Genomic DNA, 26,354 nt, shown 5'->3' with positions numbered 1-26,354 from the left:
TTACCGCTGTCTGCGCCGCACCAGCCACAGGGCGGGCAGCGCGAGCGCCCACACCACCACGATCACCGACGCGGCGGGCACGATCGCCACCCGCGCGTCGCGTCCGGCCACCCGGACCAGGTCGGGGTCGCGGGTGCTGTACTCCACGTTGATGCGCTGACCGGCGGTGAGATTGGTGGGATAGAGGATCCCGACCTTCGGATTGTGGGTGACGCTGTCGGGCGTCACATACATCACCGCCGAGCGCAGCCGCCCCGCCGAGAGCACCTCACCGGAGGTGACCCCACGGTTGTGCTCGATCTCGTAATCGTTGCGCCATGCCGCGAGTACCAGCAGCACCATGAGCACGCTGATCACCGTCGCGGTACCGAGGATTCCGGTACGAACCCGCCGCAGGCGATCGGAGTACCTATCCGACTGGCTGGTTTCCGACACCACGCCACCCTAACGGTGGGCTGCACTAGCGTGTGCCACCATGTCCCGAAAATTCAGCTTCACCGTGCCTTATGCCGTCCCGGTCGAAGATCTTCACCGGGCACTCGTCGACGACGCGATCTGGCAGGAGCGGTTCGCCGCCGCCGAGACCGCGACGCTGGAACTCTCCCATCCCGACGGACCGGATTCGATCCGCATCGAGATGACCGAAACACCCGGCCGGGACAAGGTTCCCGCGCTGGTCCGCAAGGTTCTCAAGAGCGATCTCGTGCTCGCCCGCACCGATGTCTGGCAGCCGCTGGACGGCGAGGTCGCCAAGGGCAGCTTCACCGGGCGCACCGGCGGCATCACCACCGAGATGTCGGGCACCTACGAGCTGCGTCCCACCGCCGAGGGCAGCGAGATCGAGGTCGTCGGCACCGTCACCGTCAAGGTGCCCCTGGTGGGCGGCGCCATCGAGCCGCTGGCCGAACAACTGCACCAGCGCGTCCTCAACAGCGAACGCAAGTTCATCGAGGGCTGGTTCGCGAAGCTCAGCTGAACGGCGTCAGTTCGTCGGCGCGTAGGGAAGCGCGACCGGCCGTTCGCCACAGGCGGGCGGTCAGGTCGTCGTCCTCGTCGGTCACCAGGTTGCCCATCACGCGAACGGCGGTGCGCTGCAGGTACTTCGAGCGCATCACCGGCGGGCCGCCGAGGGGGACCATCTTCGGGTGCGTGGCCAGCCCGGCCAGCCTGCGGGCCACGGAGAACGTGCGCCCGTAGCGCTCGTGCAGCAGTTGCGGCCACACCCGCGTCATGTCCGGTTCGTCGAGCAGATCGGCGAGCAGATGACCACCTTCGAGGCCGTAGTCGATGCCTTCGCCGTTGAGCGGATTCACGCAGCCCGCGGCGTCACCGACCAGCACCCAGTTGCGTCCGGCCACGTTGGACACCGCCCCGCCCATCGGCAGCAGCGCGGAGGCCACCGCGCGCAGTTCGCCCTCGAACTCCCATTCCTCGCGGCGCAGCCGGGTGTAGTGCTCGAGCAGCGGTTTCAGCGCGATATGCGACGGCCGTGCCTCGGTGGCCAGCGAACCGACACCGATATTCACCTCACCGTTGCCGAGCGGGAAGATCCAGCCGTAGCCGGGGACGAGCTGGTCGTCGGCATTGCGCAATTCCAGGTGCGAGGAGATCCACTGGTCGTCGCTGCGGCCGGAGGTGATGTAGGCGCGGGCAGCGGTGCCGTAGGCGTAGCGGCGATGCCAGGTGCGGCCGAGCTGTTTGCCGACGGGGGAGCGAACCCCGTCGGCGACGACGAGCACCCGGCAGTTCACGGTGTGCGTGGTGTCGCCGATACGCACGGTCACCCCGGTGACCCGATCGCCGTCGCGCAGCACCTCGGTGACCTTCGCGCCGTCGACCATCCGGGCACCGGACTTGATCGCCGTCTCCCGTAACGTGTTGTCGAGTTCGGTTCGCGGAACGGCGCTTCCGTAGGTGGGAAACGACCCGCCCGGCCAGGGCAGCAGCGCCTCCCGCCCGAACCCGGCCATCCGCAATCCATGGTTCACCGTGTGCGCACGCAACCACTCGCCGAGTCCGAGATGTTCCAATTCGGCGGTGGCGCGCGGGGTGAGACCGTCACCGCAGGTCTTGTCGCGCGGGAAGACAGCCGAATCGAGCAGCAGCACATCGCGTCCGGCGCGGGCCGCCCACGCCGCCGAGGCGGAACCCGCAGGTCCGGCCCCCACCACGAGCACCTCTACGGTGTCGGGCAGCGTCGCGTGGTCGGCGGGGACGACATCCGGTGAACCCATGGCTCAATACTGGCACCTCGCGCGGTTGTGCGAGAGTGTCGGGTACACCGGGAAATCTCACGTGTGACGGGGTTCATCGGCTGTAGCGCAGGAACACGCTAGGTTGCTACCCGTCGGGGTCGGACGCATCGCTGGGAGAAACTAATGAGCACATCGGCTGTGAGCGACGAGAGCACCGTGGTTGCCGGGGTCGATCTCGTCGATCCGGAACTCGCCGCCACCGTGCGCGACGGGTTGGCCGCAGTCGAGAAACTGCTCGTCGACGAACTCTCCGACGGCGAGGAATTCCTGCAGGAGGCCGCGTTACATCTGGCCAGGGCGGGCGGTAAGCGGTTCCGGCCGCTGTTCACGCTGCTCACCGGTCAGCTCGGCCCGAATCCCACCGATCCCGCACTGGTCACCGCGGGTACGGTCGTCGAACTCGTGCACCTTGCCACCCTCTACCACGACGACGTGATGGACGAGGCCACCCAGCGCCGCGGCGCCGAGAGCGTGAACTCGCGCTGGGGCAACAACATCGCCATCCTCGCGGGCGACTACCTCTTCGCGCACGCCTCCCGCCTCACCTCGACCCTCGGCCCCGACGCGGTGCGCATCATCGCCGAGACGTTCGCCGAGCTGGTCACGGGTCAGATGCGGGAAACCATGGGTGCCAAGCAGACCCAGGACCCCGTCGAGCACTACCTGAAGGTGGTGTGGGAGAAGACCGGTTCGCTCATCGCCGCCGCGGGCCGCTTCGGTGGCACCTTCTCCGGCGCCGACAGCGAGCACGTCGAACGCCTGGCCCGCCTCGGTGACGCGGTCGGTACCGCCTTCCAGATCTCCGACGACATCATCGACATCTCGTCGTCGTCGGAACAGTCCGGCAAGACGCCCGGCACCGACCTGCGCGAAGGCGTGCACACCCTGCCCGTGCTCTACGCCCTGCGCGAGTCCGGCGCCGACGGCGACCGCCTGCGCACCCTGCTCGACCACCCGCTCGATACCGATGCCGAGGTCGACGAGGCCCTGGAACTGCTGCGCCGCTCGCCCGGCATGGCGATGGCCAAGGACAAGCTGCAGGAATACGCCGACCTGGCCGACGCCGAACTGGCCGCCCTGCCCGCAGGCCCCGCCAACGACGCCCTCACCCGCCTCGTCCGCTACACCATCGAACGAGTCGGCTGACCCGGAACTTCTCGCCCCCCGCACCCGTTCACTAAACGCGAGCAACCCGTCCGGATCCGAAAGCAACACCTGATCTCGTACGGACATGGGTAACTCGCCGGGAACGGGCTGACCAGACCCTCCACCTCTGTCTGGCCGCCAACGCGAGCCCGCCCGCACTGGAGTCTGGCCAAAAATCGCGGAGAGGCGGAACAGCATGTTGCGAACGATCGGGCTGATGGTCGCCATGTCGGCGCTCATCGTCGCCATCGGCGCGATGTTCCGCAGCCCGACCATCCTCGTCATCTCGATCGTGCTGGCCGTGGCGATGAACGCCTACGCCTATTTCAACAGCGACAAGCTGGCGTTGAAGGCCATGCACGCCCAACCGGTGAGCGAGCTGGAAGCCCCGGTCATGTACCGCATCGTGCGGGAACTGGCGACCGCGGCGCGCCAGCCGATGCCGCGCCTCTACATCAGCCCGACCAACGCGCCCAACGCCTTCGCCACCGGGCGCAATCCCCGGCACGCTGCGGTGTGCTGTACCAGCGGCATCCTGCAATTACTCGACGAACGCGAGTTGCGCGCGGTGCTCGGCCACGAACTGTCGCACGTCTACAACCGCGACATTCTCATCTCGTCGGTGGCGGGCGCGATGGCCTCGGTCATCACCGGTCTGGCCAACTTCGCGTTCCTGGCGAGTTCGTTCGGCAACCGCGACGGGCAGGGCCCCAATGTCATCGGCGTGTTGCTTGTCTCGCTGCTGGGCCCGATCGCGGCCGGGCTGATCAAGATGGCGGTGTCACGTTCCCGCGAGTACCAGGCCGACCAGTCCGGTGCCGAACTCACCGGCGACCCGCTCGCCCTCGCCTCGGCACTGCGCAAGATCGAACGGGGCGTCCAGGCGGCCCCCCTGCCGCCGGACCCGAAGATCACCAGCGAATCGCACCTGATGATCGCCAACCCGTTCCGCGCGGGCGACCGCATCGCCCGCTGGTACTCCACCCACCCCCCGACCGCCGATCGCATCAGGCGGCTCGAGGAGATGGCGGGCGGAACGCACCGGTTCTGAGGAACTAGCGGTAGTTCACGAACTGCAGCGCGATACCGAAGTCCTCGCCCTTGAGTAGCGAGATCACGGCCTGCAGATCGTCGCGCTTCTTGCTGCTCACCCGCAGCTCGTCGCCCTGGATCTGCGCCTTCACGCCCTTGGGGCCCTCGTCGCGGATCTTCTTGGAGATCTTCTTGGCCTTCTCGGTGTCGATGCCCTGCACCAGCGTGCCGGTGATCTTGAACACCTTGCCAGAGGCCTGCGGCTCGCCGGCGTCGAACGCCTTGAGCGAGATGTCGCGCCGGATCAGCTTCTCCTTGAACACCTCGAGCGCCGCCTTCACCCGCTCCTCGGCATTGGCGGTGAGCACGATGGCCTCCTCGCCGGACCAGGCGATCGAGGCGTCGGTGCCCTTGAAGTCGTAGCGGGAGTTCAGCTCCTTCTCCGCCTGATGCAGCGCATTGTCGACCTCCTGCCGGTCGACCTTGCTCACCACGTCGAATGACGAATCAGCCACACTGCGCTCCTGTTCTTCGGAAGGTCCGTACAACTCCGCGGCAAGACTGCCTCACCGCCGAGACAGTTGTACCCGTAACGCGCCGTAGCGCGCGCCCGCAGGGGGTCTGTGCAGGCGGTTTGCATCCCCGGGGTGGGTTCGTTGTAAGCTGCTCAGCGCACCGGAAACGGCGCACAAGGCAGATTGCCCGAGCGGCCAATGGGAGCAGACTGTAAATCTGTCGGCGCAAGCCTACGTAGGTTCGAATCCTACATCTGCCACATCGAACCCCGTCGATCACCAAGATCGGCGGGGTTTTCTGTTCCGCCTCCCCGGGACTTTGGGCCAGACTCAGGCGCGTGACCCGGTTCTCGACGCGGCAAGCTTGATCGAGGCGCTGAGTCAGCCCGTACCCGGTGAGTTACCCATGTGCTTGCGCAATCAGTGGTCTGGTTGGCGGCAAAAAGCTGCTCCCACCTGGCGATTTGGTGCTCATCGGTTGCAGTGTGTAATCTCTTTCAGGACGCCGGAGCACGGGGTCGCTCTGATCGGTTCGCCGACCAAGACTCTGTGCCACGTAGTCATGCCCCCTTAGCTCAGTCGGCAGAGCGTTTCCATGGTAAGGAAAAGGTCAACGGTTCGATTCCGTTAGGGGGCTCGCCGGATTGCCGGTGGTGACCGACTTTCCCGCCGGCCCCACCGTAATAGGTCCGCCGTGGCGGTGTAGCTCAGTCGGTAGAGCAAACGACTCATAATCGTTGTGTCGCCGGTTCAAGTCCGGCCATCGCTACCAATAACGACTCAGCCCAGACCGGAAAGAAGGCATATCGTGGCCGCGAAGTCCACCGATGTCCGGCCAAAGATCACCTTGGCCTGCGAAGAGTGCAAGCACCGCAACTACATCACCAAGAAGAACCGGCGCAACGACCCGGACCGCCTCGAGCTGAAGAAGTTCTGCCCGAACTGCGGCACCCACCGGGCGCACCGCGAATCGCGCTGATTCGAAACAAAAACATCTGCCGAAGGCCGGACGAAAGTCCGGCCTTCGTGCGTTTTCCAGACCGGTCGCCAGGGGTGCGCGCGCACAAGTCGGTAATGTGCCACGCTGTGACAGTGAACACCGGAACTGACGAAGCGGTCTCGGCCGCAGCCGCCGAACCATTCGATCCCGCCGCCCACGCGGCCTCGATGGTCGGCCACCACTACCGGGTCGACGACTATTACGAGGTCGGTCGCGAAAAGGTGCGTGAATACGCCCGCGCCGTGCAGGACTACCACCCGGTGCACTGGGACGAGGACATCGCGCGCGAATACGGCCACTCCGGTCTGCTCGCCCCGCTCACCTTCATCTCCCTGGTCGGCATCCTGGCCCAGCGCCGGTTGTTCGAGGAGATCGTCACCGGATACGACCTCAGCCAGATCATGCAGACCGACCAGATCCTGGAATTCCACCGGCCGATCCGCGTCGGCGATCGGCTCACCTGTGACGTTTATCTGCATTCGTTCCGGCAGGCATTCGGCGGCGACATCATCGTGACCAAGAACATCGTCACCGACGCCGACGACGAATTGGTGCTCACCACCTACACCACTCTCATCGGACGCAGCGGCGGCGATATCGATCCGAATATGTCGGCGGCCGTCCGCAATGTGCTCATGCACGGTCTCGGCGACGACGAACCGGCACACCACGCGCCGAGCGACGCCTTCACCGCGATCACCCCGGACCCGGTGACCAAGAACCCGGAACCGCAGACCAGTACCCACGCGCTCGCCTTCGAAAGCATCGCGGTCGGCGACGAACTGCCCGCCCGGACGGTCCGGCTCACCCGCGGCGACCTGGTGAACTACGCCGGCGTCTCCGGTGACGCCAACCCCATTCACTGGAGTGACGAGATCGTCAAACTCGTCGGTCTCGACAACGTGGTGGCCCACGGCATGCTCACCATGGGCCTCGGCGGCGGCTTCGTCACCTCCTGGCTCGGCGACCCCGGCGCGGTGAAGGAATACAACGTGCGCTTCACCAGCCCCGTCTACGTGCGTGCCGATGCACCGGCCGAGGTGGATTTCACGGGTAAGGTGAAGTCGGTCGACCCGGAGACCCGAACGGCCGTCGTCGCCATCACGGCGAAATCGGCGGGCAAGAAGATCTTCGGCCGCGCCACGGCAACAGTTCAGCTGGCCTGACCTGGTCGAGCGTCCCGATTGGCACATTGCCCACGCGGTAACGTACACTCGGGACTCTGGGGTCACCGGCTGCTGCGCGCTGACTTCCCGGGAGCCTGCTCCCACGGAAGCGGCGCGCGTGTTGTGTGTGATGCCGACCCTGGAAAAGACGGCTCGCAAGAGTCGATAATCGAATATCGATTGTGGTTGGACGTATCGGCCCAGGCCGGTCCAACCGAAGGGGCGTAGCTCAATTGGCAGAGCAGCGGTCTCCAAAACCGCAGGTTGCAGGTTCAAGTCCTGTCGCCCCTGCCCTGAATGCCAGCGACGAGAGAGGATCGACGTGACGGACGAGCGGGATACTCGCGCCGAAGACGGCGACGATACCGCCGCTGCCACTCGGCCGAGCGGCAAGCGGACTGCTCGTCGTGCGCGCACGTCGGACTCTCCGGCGACCACCGGTTCGGTGGCCATGCTCGACCGGCCGTCGAACTCGCGCAAGGCGGACAAGACTGCCGGTAAGGCCAAGACGGGCAACCCGTTCAAGCGGCTGCTCAAGTTCCTGCGAGAGGTCATCGCGGAACTGCGCAAGGTGATCTGGCCCAACCGGAAGCAGATGGTCACCTATACGACCGTCGTTCTGGTGTTCGTGGTCTTCATGGTCGCGTTCATCGCCGGGATCGACGTAGCGTTCGTCAAGGGTGTCGACTGGCTGTTCGGCTGATCGCCGACACCCACGCCGGTAGCCGATCGCGGGCCGGAACGGCGGAGTGTGCCTCCGCGCACCCGACCCGGCCCAGAGGATGTACGTGACGACACAGGAAGCGAGTGCCTCAGTGAGCACCCCGGAGAACGACACCAACGACGAGTTCCCGGTTGACGACACTGTCGCGGCGGACAACGCCACCGACGAGGTCGAGGCCACCACCGAGCTCGCTGACGAGGCCGCCGACGCCGTCGTCGAGGACACCACGGTTCCCACCGAGGAAGACCCCGAAGCCGACCCCGTCGAGTCGATGAAGGCCAAGCTGCGCCGCGTCCCCGGCGACTGGTACGTCGTGCACTCCTACGCCGGTTACGAGAACAAGGTCAAGACCAACCTCGAGACCCGCGTGCAGAACCTCGGACTCGAGGACTACATCTTCCAGGTCGAGGTACCGACCGAAGAGGTCACCGAGATCAAGAACGGACAGAAGAAGAACGTCAACCGCAAGGTGCTGCCCGGCTACATCTTGGTCCGGATGGAACTGAACAACGAGTCGTGGGGCGCGGTGCGCAACACCCCCGGCGTCACCGGTTTCGTCGGTATGACCGGCGGCGGCCCGGGCGCCAAGCCCACCCCGCTGACCATCAACGAGGTCGTGAAGTTCCTGGTTCCGGCCGGTGCGCAGGCCCAGAAGAAGGCGGCCGCCGCCGCTGCTTCGGGTGGTGCCGACACCGGTGCCGCCGCCGCGGGCAAGCCGACCATCGAGGTCGACTTCGAGGTCGGCGAGTCGGTCACCGTGATGGACGGCCCGTTCGCGACGCTGCCCGCCAGCATCAGCGAGGTCAACGCCGAGCAGCAGAAGCTCAAGGTGCTCGTGTCGATCTTCGGTCGCGAGACCCCGGTGGAGCTGAACTTCACCCAGGTTTCCAAGATCTAAGCTCGAACCAGCTTCGCAACGGCACCGCCTCGGCGGTGCCGTTGTCGTTTCCCGACCCTCCCGGCTGCGGCGCCCGCGACGCGGTTCGGTAGAGTGTGACAGTTCGTGTGTAGACCCCCTCCAGGCGTTTTCCGCCCGGTGTGACGGTCGTGCGCGAATGCCGGGCTTGGACCCGGCGTGGGAGCGATCCCGCAACAGGCTTACGGCAACCGTAAGGAACCGAAACCCAAGGAAGAAAGATGCCCCCCAAGAAGAAGAAGCTCGCCGGGATCATCAAGCTGCAGATCCAGGCCGGCGCCGCGAACCCGGCCCCTCCGGTCGGCCCCGCGCTCGGTCAGCACGGCGTCAACATCATGGAGTTCTGCAAGGCGTACAACGCCGCGACCGAGTCGCAGCGTGGCAACGTCATCCCGGTCGAGATCTCGGTGTACGAGGACCGGTCGTTCGACTTCAAGCTGAAGACCCCGCCCGCCGCCAAGCTGCTGCTCAAGGCCGCCGGTGTGCAGAAGGGCTCGGCCGAGCCGCACAAGACCAAGGTCGCCAAGGTCACCATGGACCAGGTCCGGGAGATCGCCAAGACCAAGCAGGAAGACCTGAACGCCAACGACATCGAGCAGGCCGCGAAGATCATCGCCGGTACCGCGCGCTCGATGGGCATCACCGTCGAAGGCTGATCTTCCAGCAACTCGAGTGGGAGGGCCGGCCAGGCCCGACAACCACTTCTGAACCAGATTAAGGACAGAGAAACATGGCAAAGCGAAGCAAGGCGTATCTCGCCGCTGCTGAGAAGGTCGATCGCGACAAGCTGTACTCCCCGCTGGCCGCCGCGCGCCTGGCGAAGGAGACCGCGACCACCAAGACCGACGCGACCGTCGAGGTCGCCGTTCGTCTCGGCGTGGATCCCCGCAAGGCCGACCAGATGGTCCGTGGCACCGTCAACCTGCCGCACGGCACCGGTAAGACCGCCCGCGTCATCGTGTTCGCCGCCGGCGAGAAGGCCGCCGAGGCCGAAGCCGCCGGTGCCGACGCCGTTGGCGCCGAGGACCTGATCGAGCGGATCCAGGGCGGCTGGCTCGACTTCGACGCCGCGATCGCCACCCCGGACCAGATGGCCAAGGTCGGCCGCATCGCGCGTGTCCTCGGCCCGCGTGGTCTGATGCCGAACCCGAAGACGGGCACCGTCACCAACGATGTGACCAAGGCCGTCAACGACATCAAGGGCGGCAAGATCAACTTCCGCGTCGACAAGCAGGCCAACCTGCACTTCGTCATCGGCAAGGCCTCGTTCGACGACGCCAAGCTGGTGGAGAACTACGGTGCCGCGCTGGACGAAATCCTGCGTGTGAAGCCGTCGACCGCCAAGGGTCGCTACGTCAAGAAGATCACGGTTTCGACCAACACCGGCCCGGGCATCCCGGTGGACCCGAACCGCACCCGCAACCTCCTCGACGAGGACGCGTGAGCTTCTGACAGGTAGCTCCTGATCGACCACGAGGGTGGGAACGCACTGCGTTCCCACCCTCGCGGCGTTTCAGCGCTCGGCGTCGTCGGTGTCGCGCCAGGCGAGCAGTACGGACTCGCCGCTGTGTGGTTTCCAGGGCAGGAAGATCGCCACGATCACCGCGCAGACGAGGACCGCGCCGGTCGCGACGAGGGAGGCGGCGTGTGCGCCCTGCAGGGTTGCCGTCTTCATGGCGACGATGAGGTTCTCGCGCTGGGTTTCGAGGAACGGGGCGAGTTCGCGTTTGCGCAGCTCCAAGACGCTGAGGGGACTGGCTTTGACCAGGCTCTTCTCGTTGTCGTTCATGATGCCGACCGGGATGGCGTCGATTCGGGCACCGATCCGGCTGGCGTAGTACGAGGCGACGATCGAGCCGAGGACCGCGACGCCGAGGGTGCCGCCGATCTCGCGGGTGGTGTCGTTGACGGCCGAACCGGCGCCCGCCTCCTCCAGGGGTAGCGCCGACATGATCGATTCGGTGGCCGGACCCTGCACGATGCCGAGGCCGAGTGCCATCGACACCATCGATGGCAGTACCCCGATCAGATAGCTGCTGTCCACGGTGACCTGTCCGCCCAGGTAGAGGCCGAGGCCGGTGAGCAGCAGGCCGATCACCAGGACCGCCGTGGTGCCGACCCGTTGCGCGAGCAGGGTCGCGACGGGGGCGCCGATCGCCACCGAGAACGCGAACGGCAGCGAGGCGATGCCGAATTCGAGTGGCGTGTATTCGCGCACGCCCTGGAAGTACTGGGTGATCAGGAACAGGAATCCGAACATCGAGAAATAGCCGATGGCAATGGCCAAGGCGGGCAACGAGAATCGTCGATTGCGGAACAGTCGCATGTCGAGAATCGGTGCGGGCGTACGCAATTCCCAGATCACGAAGGCGGCGAGCAGGAGCGCGCCGAGTGTGGCGGTGCAGAGGGTGGTGAGCGAGAGCCAGCCGTTGTGCGGTGCCTCGATGATCGCCCACACCACCAGCGTGATGCCGGCGATCGAGAGTCCGATCCCGGGTAGATCCAGCTTGCCGACCTGCTCGGCTCGCGATTCCGGCACCCAGATCAGTGTCGCGATCAACGCGGCGAGCGCCACCGGCACATTGATCCAGAACACCGAGTGCCAGCTGAAGTGTTCGAGCAGCCAGCCGCCCGAGATCGGGCCGATGGCGATGGCGAAGCCCGCCATCGCGGTCCAGGCGGCGATGGCGAGCGCGCGTTCGCGCCGGTCGGTGAAGATGTTGATGATCAGGGCGAGGGTGGCGGGGAAGACGGCGGCCGCGAAGACGCCCATCGCCGCGCGGGCCGCGATGACCTGGGTCATCGACTCGGCGAGCGCGCCGCCGACCGACATGATTGCGATGCCGACCAAGCCGATCGTCATGATCCGCCTGCGGCCGTACCGGTCACCGAGGTTGCCCGCGGCGAGCAGTAGTCCGGCGAAGGTGAGGGTGTAGGCGTCGACGACCCATTGCAGGCCGGAGACGCCGGTGGCGAGCTGGACGCCGATGGAGGGGAGAGCGACGTTGACGATGGTGTTGTCGAGGACGACCAGCAGTTCGGCCAGACAGATCACGGCGAGTGCGAGGAATCGCCGGGAACGCCGGTCCAGCAACACTGGTGGAGCGACTACGGAGGTTGTCATAAGCCAGGAGTGAACCAGGTTACTGTCACCCTGCGTAACACCTTTCGCGTGCGATTGCTACCACAATGTAGGAATCAAAGTGGCCTGGCTCACAACACATTCGGGCATTCCGGGCACCCACCGACCCGTTTTGGCAGATGGGGGTGGGTGCAGGTACAGTGGAATCCGGTCGTCGGCCTGTTCGACGACTACCCATTCGTTCTACCGAAGACCGTTGGTCGTCGATGCCGCTCGCGCGGTATTCGATCGAAGGTCCGGCGACATTGCCGGCGGCCCACGCAGGGAGAGCTGAGGCAGAAGAATTCTATTCTTTCGCGCCCCGGTACGCCTTGCGTCCGGGGCGTTAGTTTTGTCGCCGGCCCCTGAATTCGGTAGTGCGCGTTCACGAACCGACATCAGAGAGGAGGCGAAGTATGGCGAAGCCTGAAAAGGTCACCGCTGTCGCGGAGATCGCGGAGCAGTTCAAGAACTCCACGGCCACTGTTGTCACGGAATACCGTGGCCTGTCGGTCGGCAAGCTCACCGAGCTGCGTCGCGCGCTTGGCGCCGGTGCCACGTACTCCGTCGCCAAGAACACCCTGGTCAAGCGTGCGGCCGCGGAAGCGGGCATCGAGGGCCTTGACGACTTGTTCGTCGGACCGACCGCCATCACCTTCATCCAGGGTGAGCCGGTCGACGCCGCGAAGGCCATCAAGACCTTCGCCAAGGAGAACAAGGCGCTCATCATCAAGGGCGGCTACATGGACGGCGCTGCGCTGTCCGTGTCCGAGGTCGAGAAGATCGCCGACCTCGAGAGCCGTGAGGTCCTGCTGGCCAAGCTGGCCGGCGCGATGAAGGGCAACATGTCCAAGGCTGCCGGGCTGTTCTCGGCTCCTGCCGGTCAGGTGGCCCGTCTGGCCGCCGCGCTGCAGGAGAAGAAGCAGGCCGAAGGCGCTGCCGAGTAATACCCCCGTGTGGGTGTTACCGCCCGCGCACCAAGACATTCACCACCGAAAGGAACAATCATGGCCAAGCTGTCCACCGAAGAGCTGCTCGACGTTTTCTCGGAGATGACCCTGCTGGAGCTCTCGGGCTTCGTGAAGGCGTTCGAGGAGAAGTTCGAGGTCACCGCTGCTGCCCCCGTCGCCGTCGCTGCCGCCGGTGGCGCCGCTGCTCCGGCCGAGGCCGCTGAGGAGCAGGACGAGTTCGACGTCATCCTCGAGGGTGCCGGCGACAAGAAGATCCAGGTCATCAAGGTGGTCCGTGAGATCGTCTCGGGCCTGGGCCTGAAGGAAGCCAAGGACCTGGTCGAGGGTGCCCCGAAGCCGATCCTGGAGAAGGTCGCCAAGGACGCCGCCGAGGCTGCCAAGGCGAAGCTGGAAGAGGCCGGCGCCAAGGTCTCGGTCAAGTAATTCAGCGCTTCGCGTAGACGAACGGGCGGTCCCTCAGGGGGCCGCCCGTTTGTTATATATACGGACATGGGAAAGTGATACGCGCTGTAGCGCATGGTCGGGGTTACTCTTCAGTCATGTAGAGGTGTGCCCCGTCTCACTCATGGGTTACAGTGACCGGACCCACAGTGTCGTGACGCACCGCCGAGATGTGAGCGCGCGGTGAGCGGGTGGGGTGCTCGCAGGATCAATGGAGGTAGGCGTGGGCGTCGAGGTCAGGACCGAGGGTGTAACCAAGTCCTTCGGTTCACAGCGAATTTGGCAGGACGTGTCGATCACGCTCCCTTCGGGCGAGGTGAGCGCGCTGCTCGGCCCCTCGGGTACGGGTAAGTCGGTGTTCCTGAAATCGCTCATCGGTCTGCTGCGGCCCGAGCGCGGGTCGATCTTCATCGATGGCACCGATATCACCACCTGCTCCAACAAGGAGCTCTACGAGATCCGCAAACTGTTCGGCGTCCTTTTCCAGGACGGCGCGCTGTTCGGCTCGATGAATCTGTTCGACAACATCGCGTTCCCGCTGCGCGAGCACACCAAGAAGTCGGAAACCGAGATCCGTCGCATCGTGATGGAGAAGCTCGAGCTCACCGGTCTGCTCGGCGCGGAGAACAAACTGCCCGGCGAGATCTCCGGTGGTATGCGCAAGCGCGCCGGCCTGGCCCGCGCGCTGGTGCTCGACCCACAGATCATCCTCGTCGACGAGCCCGACTCCGGCCTCGACCCGGTGCGTACCTCGTACCTCGCGCAGCTGCTGCTCAACATCAACGCCCAGATCGACGCGACGATCCTCATCGTGACGCACAACATCAACCTGGCCCGCACCGTGCCCGACAACATCGGCATGCTGTTCCGTCGTCAGCTGGTGATGTTCGGCCCGCGTGAGGTGCTGCTCACCAGCGAGGAGCCGGTGGTCAAGCAGTTCCTCAACGGCCGCATGATCGGCCCGATCGGTATGTCCGAGGAGAAGGACGAGGCGCAGATGGCGCGCGAGCAGGCGCTCGTCGACGCCGGTCACCACCACGGTGGCGCCGAGGAGATCGAGGGCATCATCCCGCAGATGAAGGCCGAGCCGGGCATGCCCGCACGGCAGGCCGTCTACCGTCGTCAGGCCCGTGTGCGCGAGATCATGCACACCCTGCCTGCCGCGGCCCAGGCCGCCATCCGCGAGTCGCTGGCCGAGTCCGACGACACCCAGGTGATGGCCGCCTACGGGGGCAACGATCACCCCACCGAATCGTTCAAAGCGATGCCGCACGGCCAGACCAACGGCTGACAAGTTTCGTCTCGAAAGGCCCCGGGTTCGCCCGGGGCCTTTCGCGTTCCGGTGCCGGAAAGCGCCCTGACCTGGCGTTTCGCGGGATGGCGCACACGGCGTGTCGCGGGTAAAATAACCGCGGTTCGGGCGGGGATGCCCAGCGCGCCAGGCGATCTCGATCTCGGACACGGAGCCGCCGCGCCACTTGACGAGCCGGTCGCGAACCGTCACCCTATTCACAACAGCGTCTGCTGTTACAGGGGCTTCGGCGCCCGAGTTTCCGACGCGGCCAGCGTCCCGGGACTTCGGCGCGTTTGCCGTCCGAGTGATGACTCGGATGGTATGTTGACACCCCCTTGCATAGGGGTGTAAGTTTGGACGTTGCGCTGGCTGCCTCCTGTCCACACCTTGATTCGCACACGTAAGTTCCACCCTTCCGGTGTTACTTCCGCTGCTGCCTGTTCGGGTTTCGTTCGGGTTGTAACCAGCGGAATTCGTAGCAGACAAGCGACGGTCGCGGACCACCACGCGACGCGCGTGAGGTGCTGGAAGGACGCATCTTGGCAGTCTCCACCCAGACCAAGGCTGGTATCCCCGGAGCCCCGTTGAGGGTTTCGTTCGCGAAGATCCGAGAGCCCTTGGAGGTGCCCGGACTTCTCGACCTACAAACGGACTCGTTCGCCTGGTTGGTCGGTTCTCCCGACTGGCGTGAGAAGGCGGCCGCACGCGGCGACGTCGGTCTCGCAGGCGGCCTCGAAGAGGTGCTCGAAGAGCTCTCGCCGATCGAGGATTTCTCCGGTTCGATGTCCCTGTCGTTCTCCGACCCGCGCTTCGAAGAGGTCAAGGCCTCCATCGATGAGTGCAAAGAGAAGGACATGACCTACGCGGCGCCTCTGTTCGTCACCGCGGAGTTCATCAACAACAACACCGGCGAGATCAAGAGCCAGACCGTCTTCATGGGTGATTTCCCCATGATGACCGACAAGGGCACCTTCATCATCAACGGCACCGAGCGTGTCGTCGTCTCCCAGCTCGTGCGTTCCCCCGGCGTGTACTTCGATCACAGCATCGACAAGGCCACCGAGAAGGACCTGCACAGCGTGCGCGTGATCCCGTCGCGCGGCGCCTGGCTGGAATTCGACGTCGACAAGCGCGACACCGTCGGTGTCCGCATCGACCGCAAGCGCCGTCAGCCGGTCACCGTGCTGCTCAAGGCACTCGGCATGACCACCGAGGAGATCGTCGAGCGTTTCGGCTTCTCCGAGATCATGATGTCGACCCTGGAGAAGGACAGCACGCCCGGCCAGGACGAGGCGCTGCTCGACATCTACCGCAAGCTGCGTCCGGGCGAGCCGCCGACCAAGGAGTCCGCGCAGACTCTGCTGGAGAACCTGTTCTTCAAGGAGAAGCGCTACGACCTGGCGCGCGTCGGTCGCTACAAGATCAACAAGAAGCTCGGCATCAACCTCGACAAGCCGGTCACTTCCTCGGTGCTCACCAAGGAAGACATCGTCGACACCATCGAGTACCTGGTGCGTCTGCACGCCGGTGACCGCTCGATGACCGCCCCCGGCGGCGAAGAGGTCCCCGTCGAGATCGACGACATCGACCACTTCGGTAACCGTCGTCTGCGCACCGTCGGCGAGCTGATCCAGAACCAGATCCGCGTTGGCCTGTCCCGCATGGAGCGCGTGGTCCGCGAACGGATGACGACTCAGGACGTCGAGGCGATCACGCCGCAGACCCTGATCAACATCCGTCCCGTGGTCGCGGCGATCAAGGAGTTCTTCGGAACCTCCCAGCTGTCGCAGTTCATGGACCAGAACAACCCGCTGTCGGGTCTCACCCACAAGCGCCGCCTCTCGGCGCTGGGCCCGGGTGGTCTGTCCCGTGAGCGTGCCGGTCTGGAAGTTCGTGACGTCCACCCGTCGCACTACGGCCGCATGTGCCCGATCGAGACCCCGGAAGGCCCGAACATCGGCCTGATCGGTTCGCTGTCGGTGTACGCGCGGGTCAACCCGTTCGGCTTCATCGAGACGCCGTACCGCAAGGTCGTCGACGGCAAGGTCACCGACGAGGTCAAGTACCTCACGGCCGACGAGGAAGACCGTTACGTCCGCGCGCAGGCCAACTCGCCGGTCGACGCCGAGGGTCGCTTCATCGAGGAGAAGGTCCTCGTGCGGCGCGCCGGTGAAGAGGTCGAGTTCGTCTCGCCGTCGCAGGTCGACTACATGGACATCTCGCCGCGCCAGATGGTGTCGGTCGCGACGGCCATGATCCCGTTCCTCGAGCACGACGACGCCAACCGTGCCCTCATGGGTGCGAACATGCAGCGTCAGGCCGTGCCGCTGATCCGTTCCGAGGCTCCCATCGTGGGCACCGGCATGGAGCTGCGCGCCGCGGTCGACGCCGGCGATGTCGTGGTGAACGAGAAGTCGGGTGTGGTCGAGGAGGTCTCGGCCGACTACGTCACCGTGATGGCCGACGACGGCAGCCGCAAGTCCTACCGGATGCGCAAGTTCAACCGCTCCAACCAGGGCACCTGCTCCAACCAGCGTCCGATCGTGGACGAGGGTCAGCGGGTCGAGGCCGGTCAGGTGCTGGCCGACGGTCCCTGCACCGAGAACGGTGAGATGGCGCTGGGCAAGAACCTGCTCGTCGCGATCATGCCGTGGGAAGGCCACAACTACGAGGACGCGATCATCCTGTCGCAGCGCCTCGTGGAAGAGGACGTTCTCACCTCGATCCACATCGAAGAGCACGAGATCGACGCCCGCGACACCAAGCTGGGCGCCGAGGAGATCACCCGGGACATCCCGAACGTCTCCGACGAGGTGCTGGCCGACCTGGACGAGCGCGGCATCATCCGCATCGGTGCCGAGGTCCGCGACGGCGACATCCTGGTCGGCAAGGTCACGCCCAAGGGCGAGACCGAGCTCACCCCGGAAGAGCGCCTGCTGCGTGCCATCTTCGGTGAGAAGGCGCGCGAAGTGCGCGACACCTCGCTGAAGGTGCCCCACGGTGAGTCCGGCAAGGTCATCGGCATCCGCGTGTTCTCGCGCGAGGACGACGACGATCTGCCTCCCGGCGTGAACGAGCTGGTCCGTGTCTACGTGGCGCAGAAGCGCAAGATCCAGGACGGCGACAAGCTCGCCGGCCGCCACGGCAACAAGGGCGTCATCGGCAAGATCCTCCCCGTGGAGGACATGCCGTTCATGCCCGACGGCACCCCGGTCGACATCATCCTCAACACCCACGGTGTGCCGCGTCGTATGAACATCGGCCAGATCCTGGAAACCCATCTCGGGTGGATCGGTAAGGCCGGCTGGAACATCGACGTGGCCTCGGACGGCACTCGTCCCGAGTGGGCGGCCACGCTGCCCGAGGAGATGCTGGCCGCACCGGCCGACTCGAACATCGCGACGCCCGTCTTCGACGGCGCGAAGGACAACGAGCTCACCGGTCTGCTCGGCTCGACGCTGCCCAACCGTGACGGCGAGCGGATGGTCGACGCCGACGGCAAGGCGACCCTGTTCGACGGTCGTTCCGGCGAGCCGTTCCCGTACCCGGTCGCGGTCGGTTACATGTACATCCTGAAGCTGCACCACCTGGTCGACGACAAGATCCACGCGCGTTCGACCGGTCCGTACTCGATGATCACGCAGCAGCCGCTGGGTGGTAAGGCGCAGTTCGGTGGTCAGCGTTTCGGTGAGATGGAGTGCTGGGCCATGCAGGCCTACGGTGCGGCGTACACGCTGCAGGAGCTCCTGACCATCAAGTCCGACGACGTGGTCGGCCGCGTGAAGGTCTACGAGGCCATCGTCAAGGGCGAGAACATTCCGGAGCCGGGCATTCCGGAGTCGTTCAAGGTGCTCCTCAAGGAACTCCAGTCGCTGTGCCTCAACGTGGAGGTCCTGTCTTCGGACGGCGCCGCGATCGAGATGCGTGACGGTGACGACGAGGATCTGGAGCGCGCCGCGGCGAACCTGGGCATCAACCTGTCCAGGAACGAAGCGGCCACTGTCGACGATTTGGCGAACTAGGTGGTAAGCGCGGTGCGGGCGTCTCCGGAAAAGGCGCCCGCATCGCGCACCGCGCTCGACAACTAGTGAACTTTTGCTCGAATTCGACCCGAACAGGGGAAAGGAAGTTACGTGCTAGACGTCAACTTCTTCGATGAACTCCGGATCGGCCTGGCCTCTGCCGAAGACATTCGCAACTGGTCCTACGGCGAGGTCAAGAAGCCGGAGACCATCAACTACCGCACGCTCAAGCCGGAGAAGGACGGGCTCTTCTGCGAGAAGATCTTCGGCCCCACCCGGGACTGGGAGTGCTACTGCGGCAAGTACAAGCGCGTCCGCTTCAAGGGCATCATCTGTGAGCGCTGTGGCGTCGAGGTGACTCGCGCCAAGGTGCGTCGTGAGCGCATGGGCCACATCGAGCTGGCCGCACCGGTCACCCACATCTGGTACTTCAAGGGCGTTCCGTCGCGCTTGGGCTACCTGCTGGATCTGGCGCCGAAGGATCTCGAGAAGATCATCTACTTCGCCGCCTACGTCATCGTCGGTGTCGACGAGGAGCTGCGCCACAACGAGCTCAGCACCCTCGAGGCCGAGATGGAGGTCGAGAAGAAGGCTGTCGCCGATCAGCGCGACGCCGATCTCGAGGCCCGCGCGCAGAAGCTCGAGGCCGACCTGGCCGAGCTGGAGGCCGAGGGCGCCAAGTCCGACGTGCGCCGCAAGGTCAAGGACGGCGGCGAGCGCGAGATGCGTCAGCTGCGCGACCGCGCCCAGCGTGAGCTGGACCGGCTCGACGAGATCTGGACCACCTTCACCAAGCTGTCGGTCAAGCAGCTCATCGTCGACGAGGTGCTCTACCGCGAGCTCGTCGACCGCTACGGCGAGTACTTCACCGGTGCCATGGGTGCGGAGTCCATCCAGAAGCTGATGGAGAACTTCGACATCGACGCCGAGGCCGAGTCGCTGCGCGAGACCATCCGCAGCGGTAAGGGCCAGAAGAAGCTGCGCGCGCTCAAGCGCCTCAAGGTCGTCGCGGCCTTCCAGGCCAACGGCAACTCGCCCATGGGCATGGTGCTCGACGCCGTTCCGGTGATCCCGCCGGAGCTGCGCCCGATGGTTCAGCTCGACGGTGGCCGCTTCGCCACCTCCGACCTGAACGACCTGTACCGCCGCGTGATCAACCGCAACAACCGCCTCAAGCGACTGATCGATCTTGGTGCGCCCGAGATCATCGTCAACAACGAGAAGCGGATGCTGCAGGAGTCCGTCGACGCGCTGTTCGACAACGGTCGTCGTGGTCGCCCGGTCACCGGTCCGGGTAACCGCCCGCTGAAGTCGCTGAGCGATCTGCTCAAGGGCAAGCAGGGTCGTTTCCGTCAGAACCTGCTCGGTAAGCGTGTCGACTACTCGGGCCGTTCGGTCATCGTGGTCGGTCCGCAGCTGAAGCTGCACCAGTGTGGTCTGCCGAAGCTGATGGCGCTCGAGCTGTTCAAGCCGTTCGTCATGAAGCGTCTGGTGGATCTCAACCACGCGCAGAACATCAAGTCCGCCAAGCGGATGGTCGAGCGTCAGCGTCCCCAGGTGTGGGATGTCCTCGAAGAGGTCATCGCCGAGCACCCGGTGATGCTGAACCGTGCGCCCACCCTGCACCGCCTCGGTATCCAGGCCTTCGAGCCGCAGCTGGTGGAAGGCAAGGCCATCCAGCTGCACCCGCTGGTGTGTGAGGCGTTCAACGCCGACTTCGACGGTGACCAGATGGCCGTGCACCTGCCGCTGTCGGCGGAGGCGCAGGCCGAGGCGCGCATCCTGATGCTGTCGTCGAACAACATCCTGTCCCCGGCGTCGGGTCGCCCGCTGGCGATGCCGCGTCTGGACATGGTGACCGGCCTGTTCTACCTGACTCGTCTCGACGAGAACGGTGTCGGCACCTACCGGGCCGGCGGCAAGGACACCCCGGAGTTCGGCGTGTACTCCTCGCCCGCCGAGGCGCAGATGGCCGTCGACCGCGGTGAGCTCACCGTGCGTTCGCTGATCAAGGTGCGGCTCACCGAGCAGCGCCCGCCGAAGGAGATCGAGGCGGAGCTGTTCCCCGAGGGCTGGCACCGTGGCGATGCCTGGCTCGCCGAGACCACGCTCGGTCGCGTGATCTTCAACGAGCTGCTCCCGGCGGACTACGCGTTCATCAACGAGCCGATGCCGAAGAAGCGTCAGGCCACGATCATCAACGATCTGGCCGAGCGTTACCCGATGATCGTCGTCGCGCAGACCGTCGACAAGCTCAAGGACGCCGGCTTCTACTGGGCCACGCGTTCGGGTGTCACCGTCTCCATGTCGGACGTGCTCGTTCCGCCGGAGAAGGCCGACATCATGGAGCGCTACGAGGGCATGGCCGACCAGATCGAGAAGAAGTACCAGCGTGGTGCTCTCGATCACCAGGAGCGCAACAACGCCCTGGTCAAGATCTGGCAGGAAGCGACCGAAGAGGTCGGTGCGGCGCTGCGCACCCACTACCCGGCCGACAACCCGATCATCACGATCGTCGACTCGGGTGCCACGGGTAACTTCACCCAGACCCGTACCCTCGCCGGTATGAAGGGCCTGGTGACGAACCCGAAGGGTGAGTTCATCCCGCGCCCGATCAAGTCCTCGTTCCGTGAGGGCCTGACCGTGCTCGAGTACTTCATCAACACCCACGGTGCTCGTAAGGGTCTGGCCGACACGGCGCTGCGTACCGCCGACTCGGGTTACCTGACCCGTCGTCTGGTCGACGTGTCGCAGGACGTGATCGTGCGCGAGCACGACTGTGGCACCGAGCGCGGCATCGTGGTGCCGATCGCGGAGAAGCAGGCCGACGGCACGATCATCCGTGACGCGCACGTCGAGACCTCGACCTTCGCCCGCACCCTGGCACAGGATGCGGTCGACGCGAACGGCAACGTCATCGTGGCGAAGGGCGCCGACCTCGGCGATCCCGCGCTCGAGGCGCTGCTCGAGGCCGGTATCACCGAGGTGAAGGTCCGCTCCGTGCTGACCTGCACCACCGGCACCGGCGTCTGCGCTACCTGCTACGGCCGTTCGATGGCCACCGGCAAGCTGGTCGATATCGGCGAGGCCGTCGGCATCGTCGCCGCCCAGTCCATCGGTGAGCCCGGTACCCAGCTGACCATGCGTACCTTCCACCAGGGTGGTGTCGCGGGTGACGACATCACCGGCGGTCTGCCCCGTGTGCAGGAGCTCTTCGAAGCTCGTGTGCCCAAGGGCAAGGCGCCCATCGCCGAGGTCTCGGGTCGCGTGCGGCTCGAGGACGACGACCGCTTCTACAAGATCACGATCATCCCTGATGACGGGTCGGAGGAAGTCGTCTACGACAAGCTCTCGAAGCGTCAGCGTCTGCGTGTGTTCAAGCATGACGACGGCTCCGAGCGCCTGCTGGCCGACGGTGACCACGTGGAGGTGGGTCAGCAGCTGCTCGAGGGCGCTGCCGATCCGCACGAGGTGCTGCGCGTGATGGGTCCCCGTCAGGTGCAGGTCCACCTGGTCCACGAGGTCCAGGAGGTCTACCGCTCACAGGGTGTGTCGATCCACGACAAGCACATCGAGGTCATCGTGCGCCAGATGCTGCGTCGCGTGACGATCATCGATTCGGGTGCCACCGAGTTCCTGCCCGGTTCGCTCACCGAGCGTGCCGAGTTCGAGGCCTCGAACCGTCGCGTGGTCGCCGAGGGTGGCGAGCCCGCCTCCGGCCGTCCGGTGCTGATGGGTATCACCAAGGCGTCGCTGGCCACCGATTCGTGGCTGTCGGCGGCCTCCTTCCAGGAGACCACCCGAGTGCTGACGGACGCGGCCATCAACTGCCGCTCCGACAAGCTGATCGGCCTGAAGGAGAACGTGATCATCGGTAAGCTCATCCCGGCCGGTACCGGTATCAACCGTTACCGCAACATCCAGGTGCAGCCGACCGAAGAAGCCCGTGCCGCCGCGTACGCGGTGCCGTCCTACGACGACACCTACTACTCGCCGGACAGCTTCGGCTCCTCCACCGGTGCCGCGGTGCCGCTGGACGACTACGGCTTCAGCGACTACCGCTAAGCAGTAACCGAACGCCCCGCTCCTTTCGAGGAGCGGGGCGTTCGTCGTTCAGTGGCCGCCGTGCTTCGGTATCGTGGACTCATGACCGCGGCCTATGACCACTACCCCGAGCTACACCGGTTGGTCGAGCAGCTACGACCCGAGACCGCCCCGGCGGCTCGCGAGGCATTGCTGCGCCTGGTCAAGTCCAGCACCCCTGACCGGCTTGCGGCGCTGCCGACCTTCGACGGACCGGAAGACCTCAGCGAGCGTATGGACGACGAATTGTTCGATTCGCAGTGACCCTGATAGTTGACGCGAATGTGCTTGTCGCGGTGATGAATCGCAGGGACAAGCGTCACGCCGAAATGAAAGACTACGTATCCTCGCGGACCGACACCTTCATTGTGACGCCCTACATCGTTGCTGAGGTGACCTACCTGCTGCAGAAATATGCTGGTGCGCATGCCGAGATCCAGTTCATGGAGACGGTGCGTGATGGTGTGTTCTGCGAGGAGTTCGAGCCCGCCGACGCGACCCGCATCGTCGAGCTGATGAAGCAGTTCGCCAGCTTCCCACTCGGTGCCGCCGATGCCTCATTGATCGCCGTCGCCGAGCGCCTACAAGTCCGGGATATAGCATCGGCCGACCACCACTTCCGTGCGGTCCGCACCGCGGGGCTCGACTACATCAACGTCGTTCCTTAGGTTTCTGGCGATCGTAGGTGGTCAGAATGGCTGACGGAACGTGTCTGGCCTTCCGGAAGGTAGATCGGATCGGATCGCCGCGACAGCATCTCGCAGGCGTAGATCAGATGGTCATCGAGCCGGTTCCACCCGACCCGCGCGGCCAGCGCCCGCTCGACTTCTGCCATCGGATCGTGCACGTTCACCGCCTGGATCGCACCGCATGGGGATCAATCCAGAGTACCGGCACCACTACCGTCCCCCTGCCTCCGCTCGTCTTTTCTGGAGCCTGTCGATGACATGTTCCAAGCGGAATCAGTGTGGCTGTCAGCGGTCGGTACGCGTAGATTTCGCCACGTGAGGTCTCAGGTAGTCGTGGTCGTGTTCGCTGTGATCGGCGTACTGGCGTCCGCGTTCACCACCTATTGGGTTGCGAGTCATTGGATGTCGGACCAGGTGGTCGTCAGCTGCCGCCCTGATTCCGCGCGGTCGTACTGCGTGTACCACCGCACCACACCGGGGCTGCTGAGCACCGAATACGAAATGCATGTCGGAATCGCACCGAATCGTGGCTTGTTCTATGACATCCCGTATTCAGCGGGCGACGTCCAGGCTTCCTGGAACACCGATACCGGCCTCCTGACGATCACGATGCCCGGAACCGGGCTGACCATCGCGGAGGCGGAATATCGCGATCGGTAGGCGATTACCATCATCACAGCCACGGTGAACGCGCCCGCGAAGTTGCCGACGAAGACCAGCCCCCAGTTCCGCAACATCGAGCGCACGGTGACCCCGCGCCGCTTGGCGATCAGCGCCAGCGGTACCGGGCAGGCTGGCGGCGACCCCGAATCGAGGAGCCCGCATGCAACCGATCCTGCCCAAGTCCGCCGCCGCCGATCTGATCGTCGCCGCCCGTCTCCGCAAGGGCATCACGTGGGCGAGCATCGCGGAGTCGATCGGCGCACCACTGGTCTGGACGACCGCGGCCCTGCTCGGCCAGCACCCGATGACCGAGGAGCAGGCGGCCGCCGTCTGCGCGCTGCTCGACCTCGACGACACCGTCGCCGAAAGCCTGCGCCTGCAACCGTCCCGCAGTGCCGACCCGGCGCAACTGTCCGACCCCACCATCTACCGCCTGGTCGAGGCGGTCTCGGTCTACGGTCCGGCGCTCAAGGCACTCATCCACGAGGAGTTCGGCGACGGCATCATGAGCGCCATCAACTTCAACATCGACATCGCTCGCCGGCCCCACCCCGACGGCGACCGTGTCGTCATCACCCTGGACGGCAAGTTTCTCGACTATCGCTGGTGAGCGAGCGACTTCGAGCAAATTGCCCGCAGCCTGCTTGCTGCCGCGGCCGAGCAGCGAGGACGCGGGCACCGCGTGTCCTCGGATGACCGAGGACAGGACTCATGACCGGTCGAGTTGGGGTTCGGCGGTGGGGGATTCGGGGTCGCCGAGAGTGGTGACGGCGGGTTCGCCGAGGCGGACGGCGATGACGCCCAGGAGGATCAAGGCGCCGCCGAGGAGTTGGATGGGGCCGGGGGCTTCGCCGAGGAGGAGCCAGGCGAAGACCAGGGCGGCGAGGACTTCGGTGAGGGCTACGAAGGAGGCCAGGCGGGAGCCGAGGCGGCGGGTGGCGGCGATGCCGGTGACGTAGGAGATGGCGGCCGTGACGATGCCGATGAGGAGGATCGGCAGCCACCAGGGGGTGGTGAAATCGTCGAAGACGACGGGGTTCGTGGTGGCGCGCAGGGGGACGATGCCGATGGTTCCGGCCGCGAGCAGGACCACGCCGCCGATGAGGAGACCGCCTGCGGCGAGGACGGTGCCGGGCAGGTCGCTGCCCTGGTCGGAGAGCACGAAATAGGTTGCCGCGCCGACCATCGAGCCGAGGGCCCAGACGATGCCGACGGGGTCGGTGGAGACGCCGGAGACCACGTCGAGCACCAGCATCAGGCCGGTGATACCGAGAATCGCACCGGCGACGGTCGCCGCGCCGGGGCGCTGCCGGTGCCGCACCCACAACCAGCCGACCACAGCGATCGGGGCCGCGAATTCGATGAGCAAGGCGGTGCCGACCTCCATGCGCGCGACCGCGTTGAAATAGGCGAGCTGCGTGCCCGCTACGGCGACCAAACCATAGGCGACGATGAGTTTCGCGTTGTCGCGCAACAGCTTCCGGTTGTCGCGCAGATGCGGCCAGGCCAGCGGCAACAACACGACGCCCGCGAGCAGTACCCGAACAGCGACCACCGCGGCAGCGCTCCAGCCCGCGTTCATCAACCCACGCGCGAGCGGTCCGGAGAGCCCGAACGAGGTGGCCGAGGCGAGGGCGAAGAGCAAGCCGGTGCGCAGCCGCCGGGCCGCCGCGTCATGGGTCAAAGTCTCCATGACTAATGACGGTAGGAACCATGGCGTAATCTGTCAACATGGTTTTTGCTCATGACACCGAGGCGGCGCTGCTGTCGGCTGTGGAGCTGGTGAATTCCGCCGTCGAGCCGGACACACTCACCGAGATCGCCCAGCTCGACGAGTTCTTCGTCCGGCACGACTACACGGGCGCGCACCGGAGCGACGCGGCGGAACTCTCCGAGGTGCGCGCCCTGCGCGGCCCGCTGCGCCGGTTGCTGACCAGCGACCGCGACACCGCCGTCACGCTGGTGAACGAGATCCTGCGCGAGCACCGCGCCGTGCCGCAGCTGGTCCGCCACGGCAGCGTCGACTACCACGTGCACGCCGTCCCCGCCGAGGCCGCGCTCCCGGTGCGCATCGCGGTGGAAACCGCCATGGCGATGATCGATGTCATCCGGGCCGACGACCTGAGCCGCCTCTCGATCTGTGCCGACGACGACTGTGCAGGCCTGGTCCTCGACCTGTCCCGCAACCGCTCGAAGCGCTACTGCAGCACCACCTGCGGCAACCGCAACGCAGTCGCCGCATATCGCGCACGTCAGCGTTGATGCGGTCGGCGCCCGAAACGGGATGAGCGCTACCGATCCCGCGTCTTACCTCGA

At 65.6% G+C, this 26,354-nt stretch carries 25 protein-coding genes, 4 tRNA genes and 1 pseudogene; 23 read left to right on the top strand and 7 right to left on the bottom strand.

What is annotated here, in order from left to right; translation table 11 throughout:
• Positions 1-435 (bottom strand): DUF3592 domain-containing protein, encoded by a 435-nt coding sequence (locus NCO8_RS21065; protein WP_067485868.1) that lies wholly within the window; start codon positions 433-435, stop codon positions 1-3.
• 40 nt (positions 436-475) lie between these two features.
• Between NCO8_RS21065 and NCO8_RS21060 the strand changes: the two genes are divergently transcribed.
• Positions 476-976 (top strand): DUF2505 domain-containing protein, encoded by a 501-nt coding sequence (locus NCO8_RS21060; protein WP_067641876.1) that lies wholly within the window; start codon positions 476-478, stop codon positions 974-976.
• Here the strand turns inward: NCO8_RS21060 and NCO8_RS21055 are convergent.
• Positions 969-2,234, bottom strand: a complete 1,266-nt coding sequence (locus tag NCO8_RS21055; RefSeq protein WP_067641875.1) for a geranylgeranyl reductase family protein — start codon at positions 2,232-2,234, stop codon at positions 969-971. The two genes, NCO8_RS21060 and NCO8_RS21055, sit on opposite strands and share 8 nt — an antisense overlap.
• A 144-nt stretch (positions 2,235-2,378) precedes the next feature.
• Between NCO8_RS21055 and NCO8_RS21050 the strand changes: the two genes are divergently transcribed.
• Complete coding sequence (locus NCO8_RS21050) at positions 2,379-3,401, top strand: polyprenyl synthetase family protein (protein ID WP_067641874.1); 1,023 nt, start codon at positions 2,379-2,381, stop codon at positions 3,399-3,401.
• 196 nt (positions 3,402-3,597) lie between these two features.
• Complete coding sequence (gene htpX / locus NCO8_RS21045) at positions 3,598-4,452, top strand: zinc metalloprotease HtpX (RefSeq protein WP_067641873.1); 855 nt, start codon at positions 3,598-3,600, stop codon at positions 4,450-4,452.
• Between the two features lie 4 nt (positions 4,453-4,456).
• Here the strand turns inward: htpX and NCO8_RS21040 are convergent, their stop codons facing one another.
• Positions 4,457-4,948, bottom strand: coding sequence for a YajQ family cyclic di-GMP-binding protein (locus tag NCO8_RS21040; RefSeq protein ID WP_067485050.1), 492 nt, complete (start codon positions 4,946-4,948; stop codon positions 4,457-4,459).
• Between the two features lie 177 nt (positions 4,949-5,125).
• On the opposite strand from NCO8_RS21040, the gene NCO8_RS21035 reads away from it, so the two are divergent.
• From NCO8_RS21035 to rplA, 10 genes are all read left to right on the top strand, one after another.
• A tRNA-Tyr gene (locus NCO8_RS21035) sits at positions 5,126-5,208 on the top strand.
• A gap of 304 nt (positions 5,209-5,512) precedes the next feature.
• A tRNA-Thr gene (locus NCO8_RS21030) sits at positions 5,513-5,585 on the top strand.
• 59 nt (positions 5,586-5,644) lie between these two features.
• Positions 5,645-5,720: transfer RNA gene (locus NCO8_RS21025), tRNA-Met, on the top strand.
• A 36-nt stretch (positions 5,721-5,756) separates the two neighbouring features.
• Entirely contained in the window at positions 5,757-5,927 is a 171-nt protein-coding gene (gene rpmG, locus NCO8_RS21020) for a 50S ribosomal protein L33 (RefSeq protein ID WP_019049401.1), read from the top strand.
• A gap of 113 nt (positions 5,928-6,040) precedes the next feature.
• Complete coding sequence (locus NCO8_RS21015) at positions 6,041-7,114, top strand: fused (3R)-hydroxyacyl-ACP dehydratase subunits HadA/HadB (protein ID WP_167353317.1); 1,074 nt, start codon at positions 6,041-6,043, stop codon at positions 7,112-7,114.
• A gap of 218 nt (positions 7,115-7,332) precedes the next feature.
• Positions 7,333-7,405 (top strand) — tRNA-Trp (locus NCO8_RS21010).
• A 31-nt stretch (positions 7,406-7,436) separates the two neighbouring features.
• Entirely contained in the window at positions 7,437-7,817 is a 381-nt protein-coding gene (secE, locus tag NCO8_RS21005) for a preprotein translocase subunit SecE (protein ID WP_067641871.1), read from the top strand.
• A 112-nt stretch (positions 7,818-7,929) separates the two neighbouring features.
• A complete protein-coding gene (nusG, locus tag NCO8_RS21000) occupies positions 7,930-8,736 on the top strand; it encodes a transcription termination/antitermination protein NusG (RefSeq protein ID WP_067485059.1) in 807 nt (268 codons plus the stop codon).
• Between the two features lie 239 nt (positions 8,737-8,975).
• Complete coding sequence (gene rplK / locus NCO8_RS20995; protein ID WP_067485062.1) at positions 8,976-9,410, top strand: 50S ribosomal protein L11; 435 nt, start codon at positions 8,976-8,978, stop codon at positions 9,408-9,410.
• Positions 9,411-9,484: 74 nt separating this feature from the next.
• Complete coding sequence (gene rplA / locus NCO8_RS20990; protein WP_067641870.1) at positions 9,485-10,198, top strand: 50S ribosomal protein L1; 714 nt, start codon at positions 9,485-9,487, stop codon at positions 10,196-10,198.
• Between the two features lie 69 nt (positions 10,199-10,267).
• On the opposite strand, the gene NCO8_RS20985 is transcribed toward rplA, so the two are convergent.
• The gene (locus NCO8_RS20985) at positions 10,268-11,878 is read right to left on the bottom strand and encodes an MFS transporter (RefSeq protein WP_067641869.1); all 1,611 of its coding nucleotides are present in this window, start codon (positions 11,876-11,878) and stop codon (positions 10,268-10,270) included.
• A 413-nt stretch (positions 11,879-12,291) separates the two neighbouring features.
• Here NCO8_RS20985 and rplJ point away from each other — a divergent pair, with 413 nt between their 5' ends.
• The 7 genes from rplJ to NCO8_RS20950 all read left to right on the top strand — a co-directional run bounded on the left by rplJ (position 12,292) and on the right by NCO8_RS20950 (position 23,354).
• Positions 12,292-12,822 carry a 50S ribosomal protein L10 gene (rplJ, locus tag NCO8_RS20980; RefSeq protein WP_067485070.1) on the top strand — a complete coding sequence of 177 codons (531 nt, stop codon included), beginning with the start codon at positions 12,292-12,294 and terminating at the stop codon, positions 12,820-12,822.
• Positions 12,823-12,882: 60 nt separating this feature from the next.
• Positions 12,883-13,269, top strand: a complete 387-nt coding sequence (rplL, locus tag NCO8_RS20975) for a 50S ribosomal protein L7/L12 (RefSeq protein WP_067485073.1) — start codon at positions 12,883-12,885, stop codon at positions 13,267-13,269.
• 229 nt (positions 13,270-13,498) lie between these two features.
• A complete protein-coding gene (locus NCO8_RS20970; RefSeq protein WP_067485076.1) occupies positions 13,499-14,578 on the top strand; it encodes an ABC transporter ATP-binding protein in 1,080 nt (359 codons plus the stop codon).
• A gap of 524 nt (positions 14,579-15,102) precedes the next feature.
• On the top strand, positions 15,103-18,603 hold the full coding sequence (rpoB, locus tag NCO8_RS20965; RefSeq protein WP_067485078.1) for a DNA-directed RNA polymerase subunit beta: 3,501 nt from the start codon (positions 15,103-15,105) through the stop codon (positions 18,601-18,603).
• Between the two features lie 111 nt (positions 18,604-18,714).
• On the top strand, positions 18,715-22,668 hold the full coding sequence (locus tag NCO8_RS20960) for a DNA-directed RNA polymerase subunit beta' (RefSeq protein WP_067641868.1): 3,954 nt from the start codon (positions 18,715-18,717) through the stop codon (positions 22,666-22,668).
• A gap of 81 nt (positions 22,669-22,749) precedes the next feature.
• On the top strand, positions 22,750-22,950 hold the full coding sequence (locus tag NCO8_RS20955; RefSeq protein ID WP_067485085.1) for a hypothetical protein: 201 nt from the start codon (positions 22,750-22,752) through the stop codon (positions 22,948-22,950).
• Positions 22,947-23,354, top strand: a complete 408-nt coding sequence (locus NCO8_RS20950; RefSeq protein ID WP_067641867.1) for a type II toxin-antitoxin system VapC family toxin — start codon at positions 22,947-22,949, stop codon at positions 23,352-23,354. Before NCO8_RS20955 ends, NCO8_RS20950 begins: the two co-directional genes overlap by 4 nt.
• Here the strand turns inward: NCO8_RS20950 and NCO8_RS20945 are convergent.
• Positions 23,351-23,539 (bottom strand): hypothetical protein, encoded by a 189-nt coding sequence (locus tag NCO8_RS20945; protein WP_067641866.1) that lies wholly within the window; start codon positions 23,537-23,539, stop codon positions 23,351-23,353. The genes NCO8_RS20950 and NCO8_RS20945 overlap by 4 nt on opposite strands.
• 151 nt (positions 23,540-23,690) lie before the next feature.
• Here NCO8_RS20945 and NCO8_RS31490 point away from each other — a divergent pair, with 151 nt between their 5' ends.
• Positions 23,691-24,035 carry a hypothetical protein gene (locus NCO8_RS31490; protein WP_157105023.1) on the top strand — a complete coding sequence of 115 codons (345 nt, stop codon included), beginning with the start codon at positions 23,691-23,693 and terminating at the stop codon, positions 24,033-24,035.
• A 2-nt stretch (positions 24,036-24,037) separates the two neighbouring features.
• On the opposite strand, the pseudogene NCO8_RS32570 reads toward NCO8_RS31490, so the two are convergent.
• A pseudogene (locus NCO8_RS32570) lies at positions 24,038-24,160 on the bottom strand (formate/nitrite transporter family protein); the annotation flags it as partial.
• A 38-nt stretch (positions 24,161-24,198) separates the two neighbouring features.
• On the opposite strand from NCO8_RS32570, the gene cynS reads away from it, so the two are divergent.
• The gene (gene cynS / locus NCO8_RS20935; protein WP_067641864.1) at positions 24,199-24,648 is read left to right on the top strand and encodes a cyanase; all 450 of its coding nucleotides are present in this window, start codon (positions 24,199-24,201) and stop codon (positions 24,646-24,648) included.
• A 99-nt stretch (positions 24,649-24,747) separates the two neighbouring features.
• On the opposite strand, the gene NCO8_RS20930 is transcribed toward cynS, so the two are convergent.
• Positions 24,748-25,731: an EamA family transporter gene (locus tag NCO8_RS20930; protein WP_067641863.1), complete on the bottom strand. Its 984-nt coding sequence runs from the start codon at positions 25,729-25,731 to the stop codon at positions 24,748-24,750.
• Between the two features lie 38 nt (positions 25,732-25,769).
• Here NCO8_RS20930 and NCO8_RS20925 point away from each other — a divergent pair, with 38 nt between their 5' ends.
• Positions 25,770-26,300 carry a CGNR zinc finger domain-containing protein gene (locus NCO8_RS20925; protein WP_067641862.1) on the top strand — a complete coding sequence of 177 codons (531 nt, stop codon included), beginning with the start codon at positions 25,770-25,772 and terminating at the stop codon, positions 26,298-26,300.
• Positions 26,301-26,354 lie beyond the last annotated feature (54 nt).

The sequence above is a fragment of the Nocardia coubleae NBRC 108252 genome (assembly GCF_001612805.1).
GTDB classification, from domain to species: Bacteria; Actinomycetota; Actinomycetes; order Mycobacteriales; family Mycobacteriaceae; genus Nocardia; species Nocardia coubleae.
Note: the sequence above shows the minus strand (reverse complement) of the source record. Positions and strands in the feature narration are given on the sequence as shown.

Bases quoted from the DNA above. Each gene is read 5' to 3' on its own strand.
- NCO8_RS21060 (WP_067641876.1), top strand. From the start codon at position 476: ATGTCCCGAAAATTCAGCTTCACCGTGCCTTATGCCGTCCCGGTCGAA.
- NCO8_RS21055 (WP_067641875.1), bottom strand. From the start codon at position 2,234: ATGGGTTCACCGGATGTCGTCCCCGCCGACCACGCGACGCTGCCCGAC.
- NCO8_RS21050 (WP_067641874.1), top strand. From the start codon at position 2,379: ATGAGCACATCGGCTGTGAGCGACGAGAGCACCGTGGTTGCCGGGGTC.
- htpX (WP_067641873.1), top strand. From the start codon at position 3,598: ATGTTGCGAACGATCGGGCTGATGGTCGCCATGTCGGCGCTCATCGTC.
- rplK (WP_067485062.1), top strand. From the start codon at position 8,976: ATGCCCCCCAAGAAGAAGAAGCTCGCCGGGATCATCAAGCTGCAGATC.
- rplA (WP_067641870.1), top strand. From the start codon at position 9,485: ATGGCAAAGCGAAGCAAGGCGTATCTCGCCGCTGCTGAGAAGGTCGAT.
- NCO8_RS20985 (WP_067641869.1), bottom strand. From the start codon at position 11,878: ATGACAACCTCCGTAGTCGCTCCACCAGTGTTGCTGGACCGGCGTTCC.
- rplJ (WP_067485070.1), top strand. From the start codon at position 12,292: ATGGCGAAGCCTGAAAAGGTCACCGCTGTCGCGGAGATCGCGGAGCAG.
- rplL (WP_067485073.1), top strand. From the start codon at position 12,883: ATGGCCAAGCTGTCCACCGAAGAGCTGCTCGACGTTTTCTCGGAGATG.
- NCO8_RS20970 (WP_067485076.1), top strand. From the start codon at position 13,499: ATGGAGGTAGGCGTGGGCGTCGAGGTCAGGACCGAGGGTGTAACCAAG.
- NCO8_RS20955 (WP_067485085.1), top strand. From the start codon at position 22,750: ATGACCGCGGCCTATGACCACTACCCCGAGCTACACCGGTTGGTCGAG.
- cynS (WP_067641864.1), top strand. From the start codon at position 24,199: ATGCAACCGATCCTGCCCAAGTCCGCCGCCGCCGATCTGATCGTCGCC.
- NCO8_RS20930 (WP_067641863.1), bottom strand. From the start codon at position 25,731: ATGGAGACTTTGACCCATGACGCGGCGGCCCGGCGGCTGCGCACCGGC.
- NCO8_RS20925 (WP_067641862.1), top strand. From the start codon at position 25,770: ATGGTTTTTGCTCATGACACCGAGGCGGCGCTGCTGTCGGCTGTGGAG.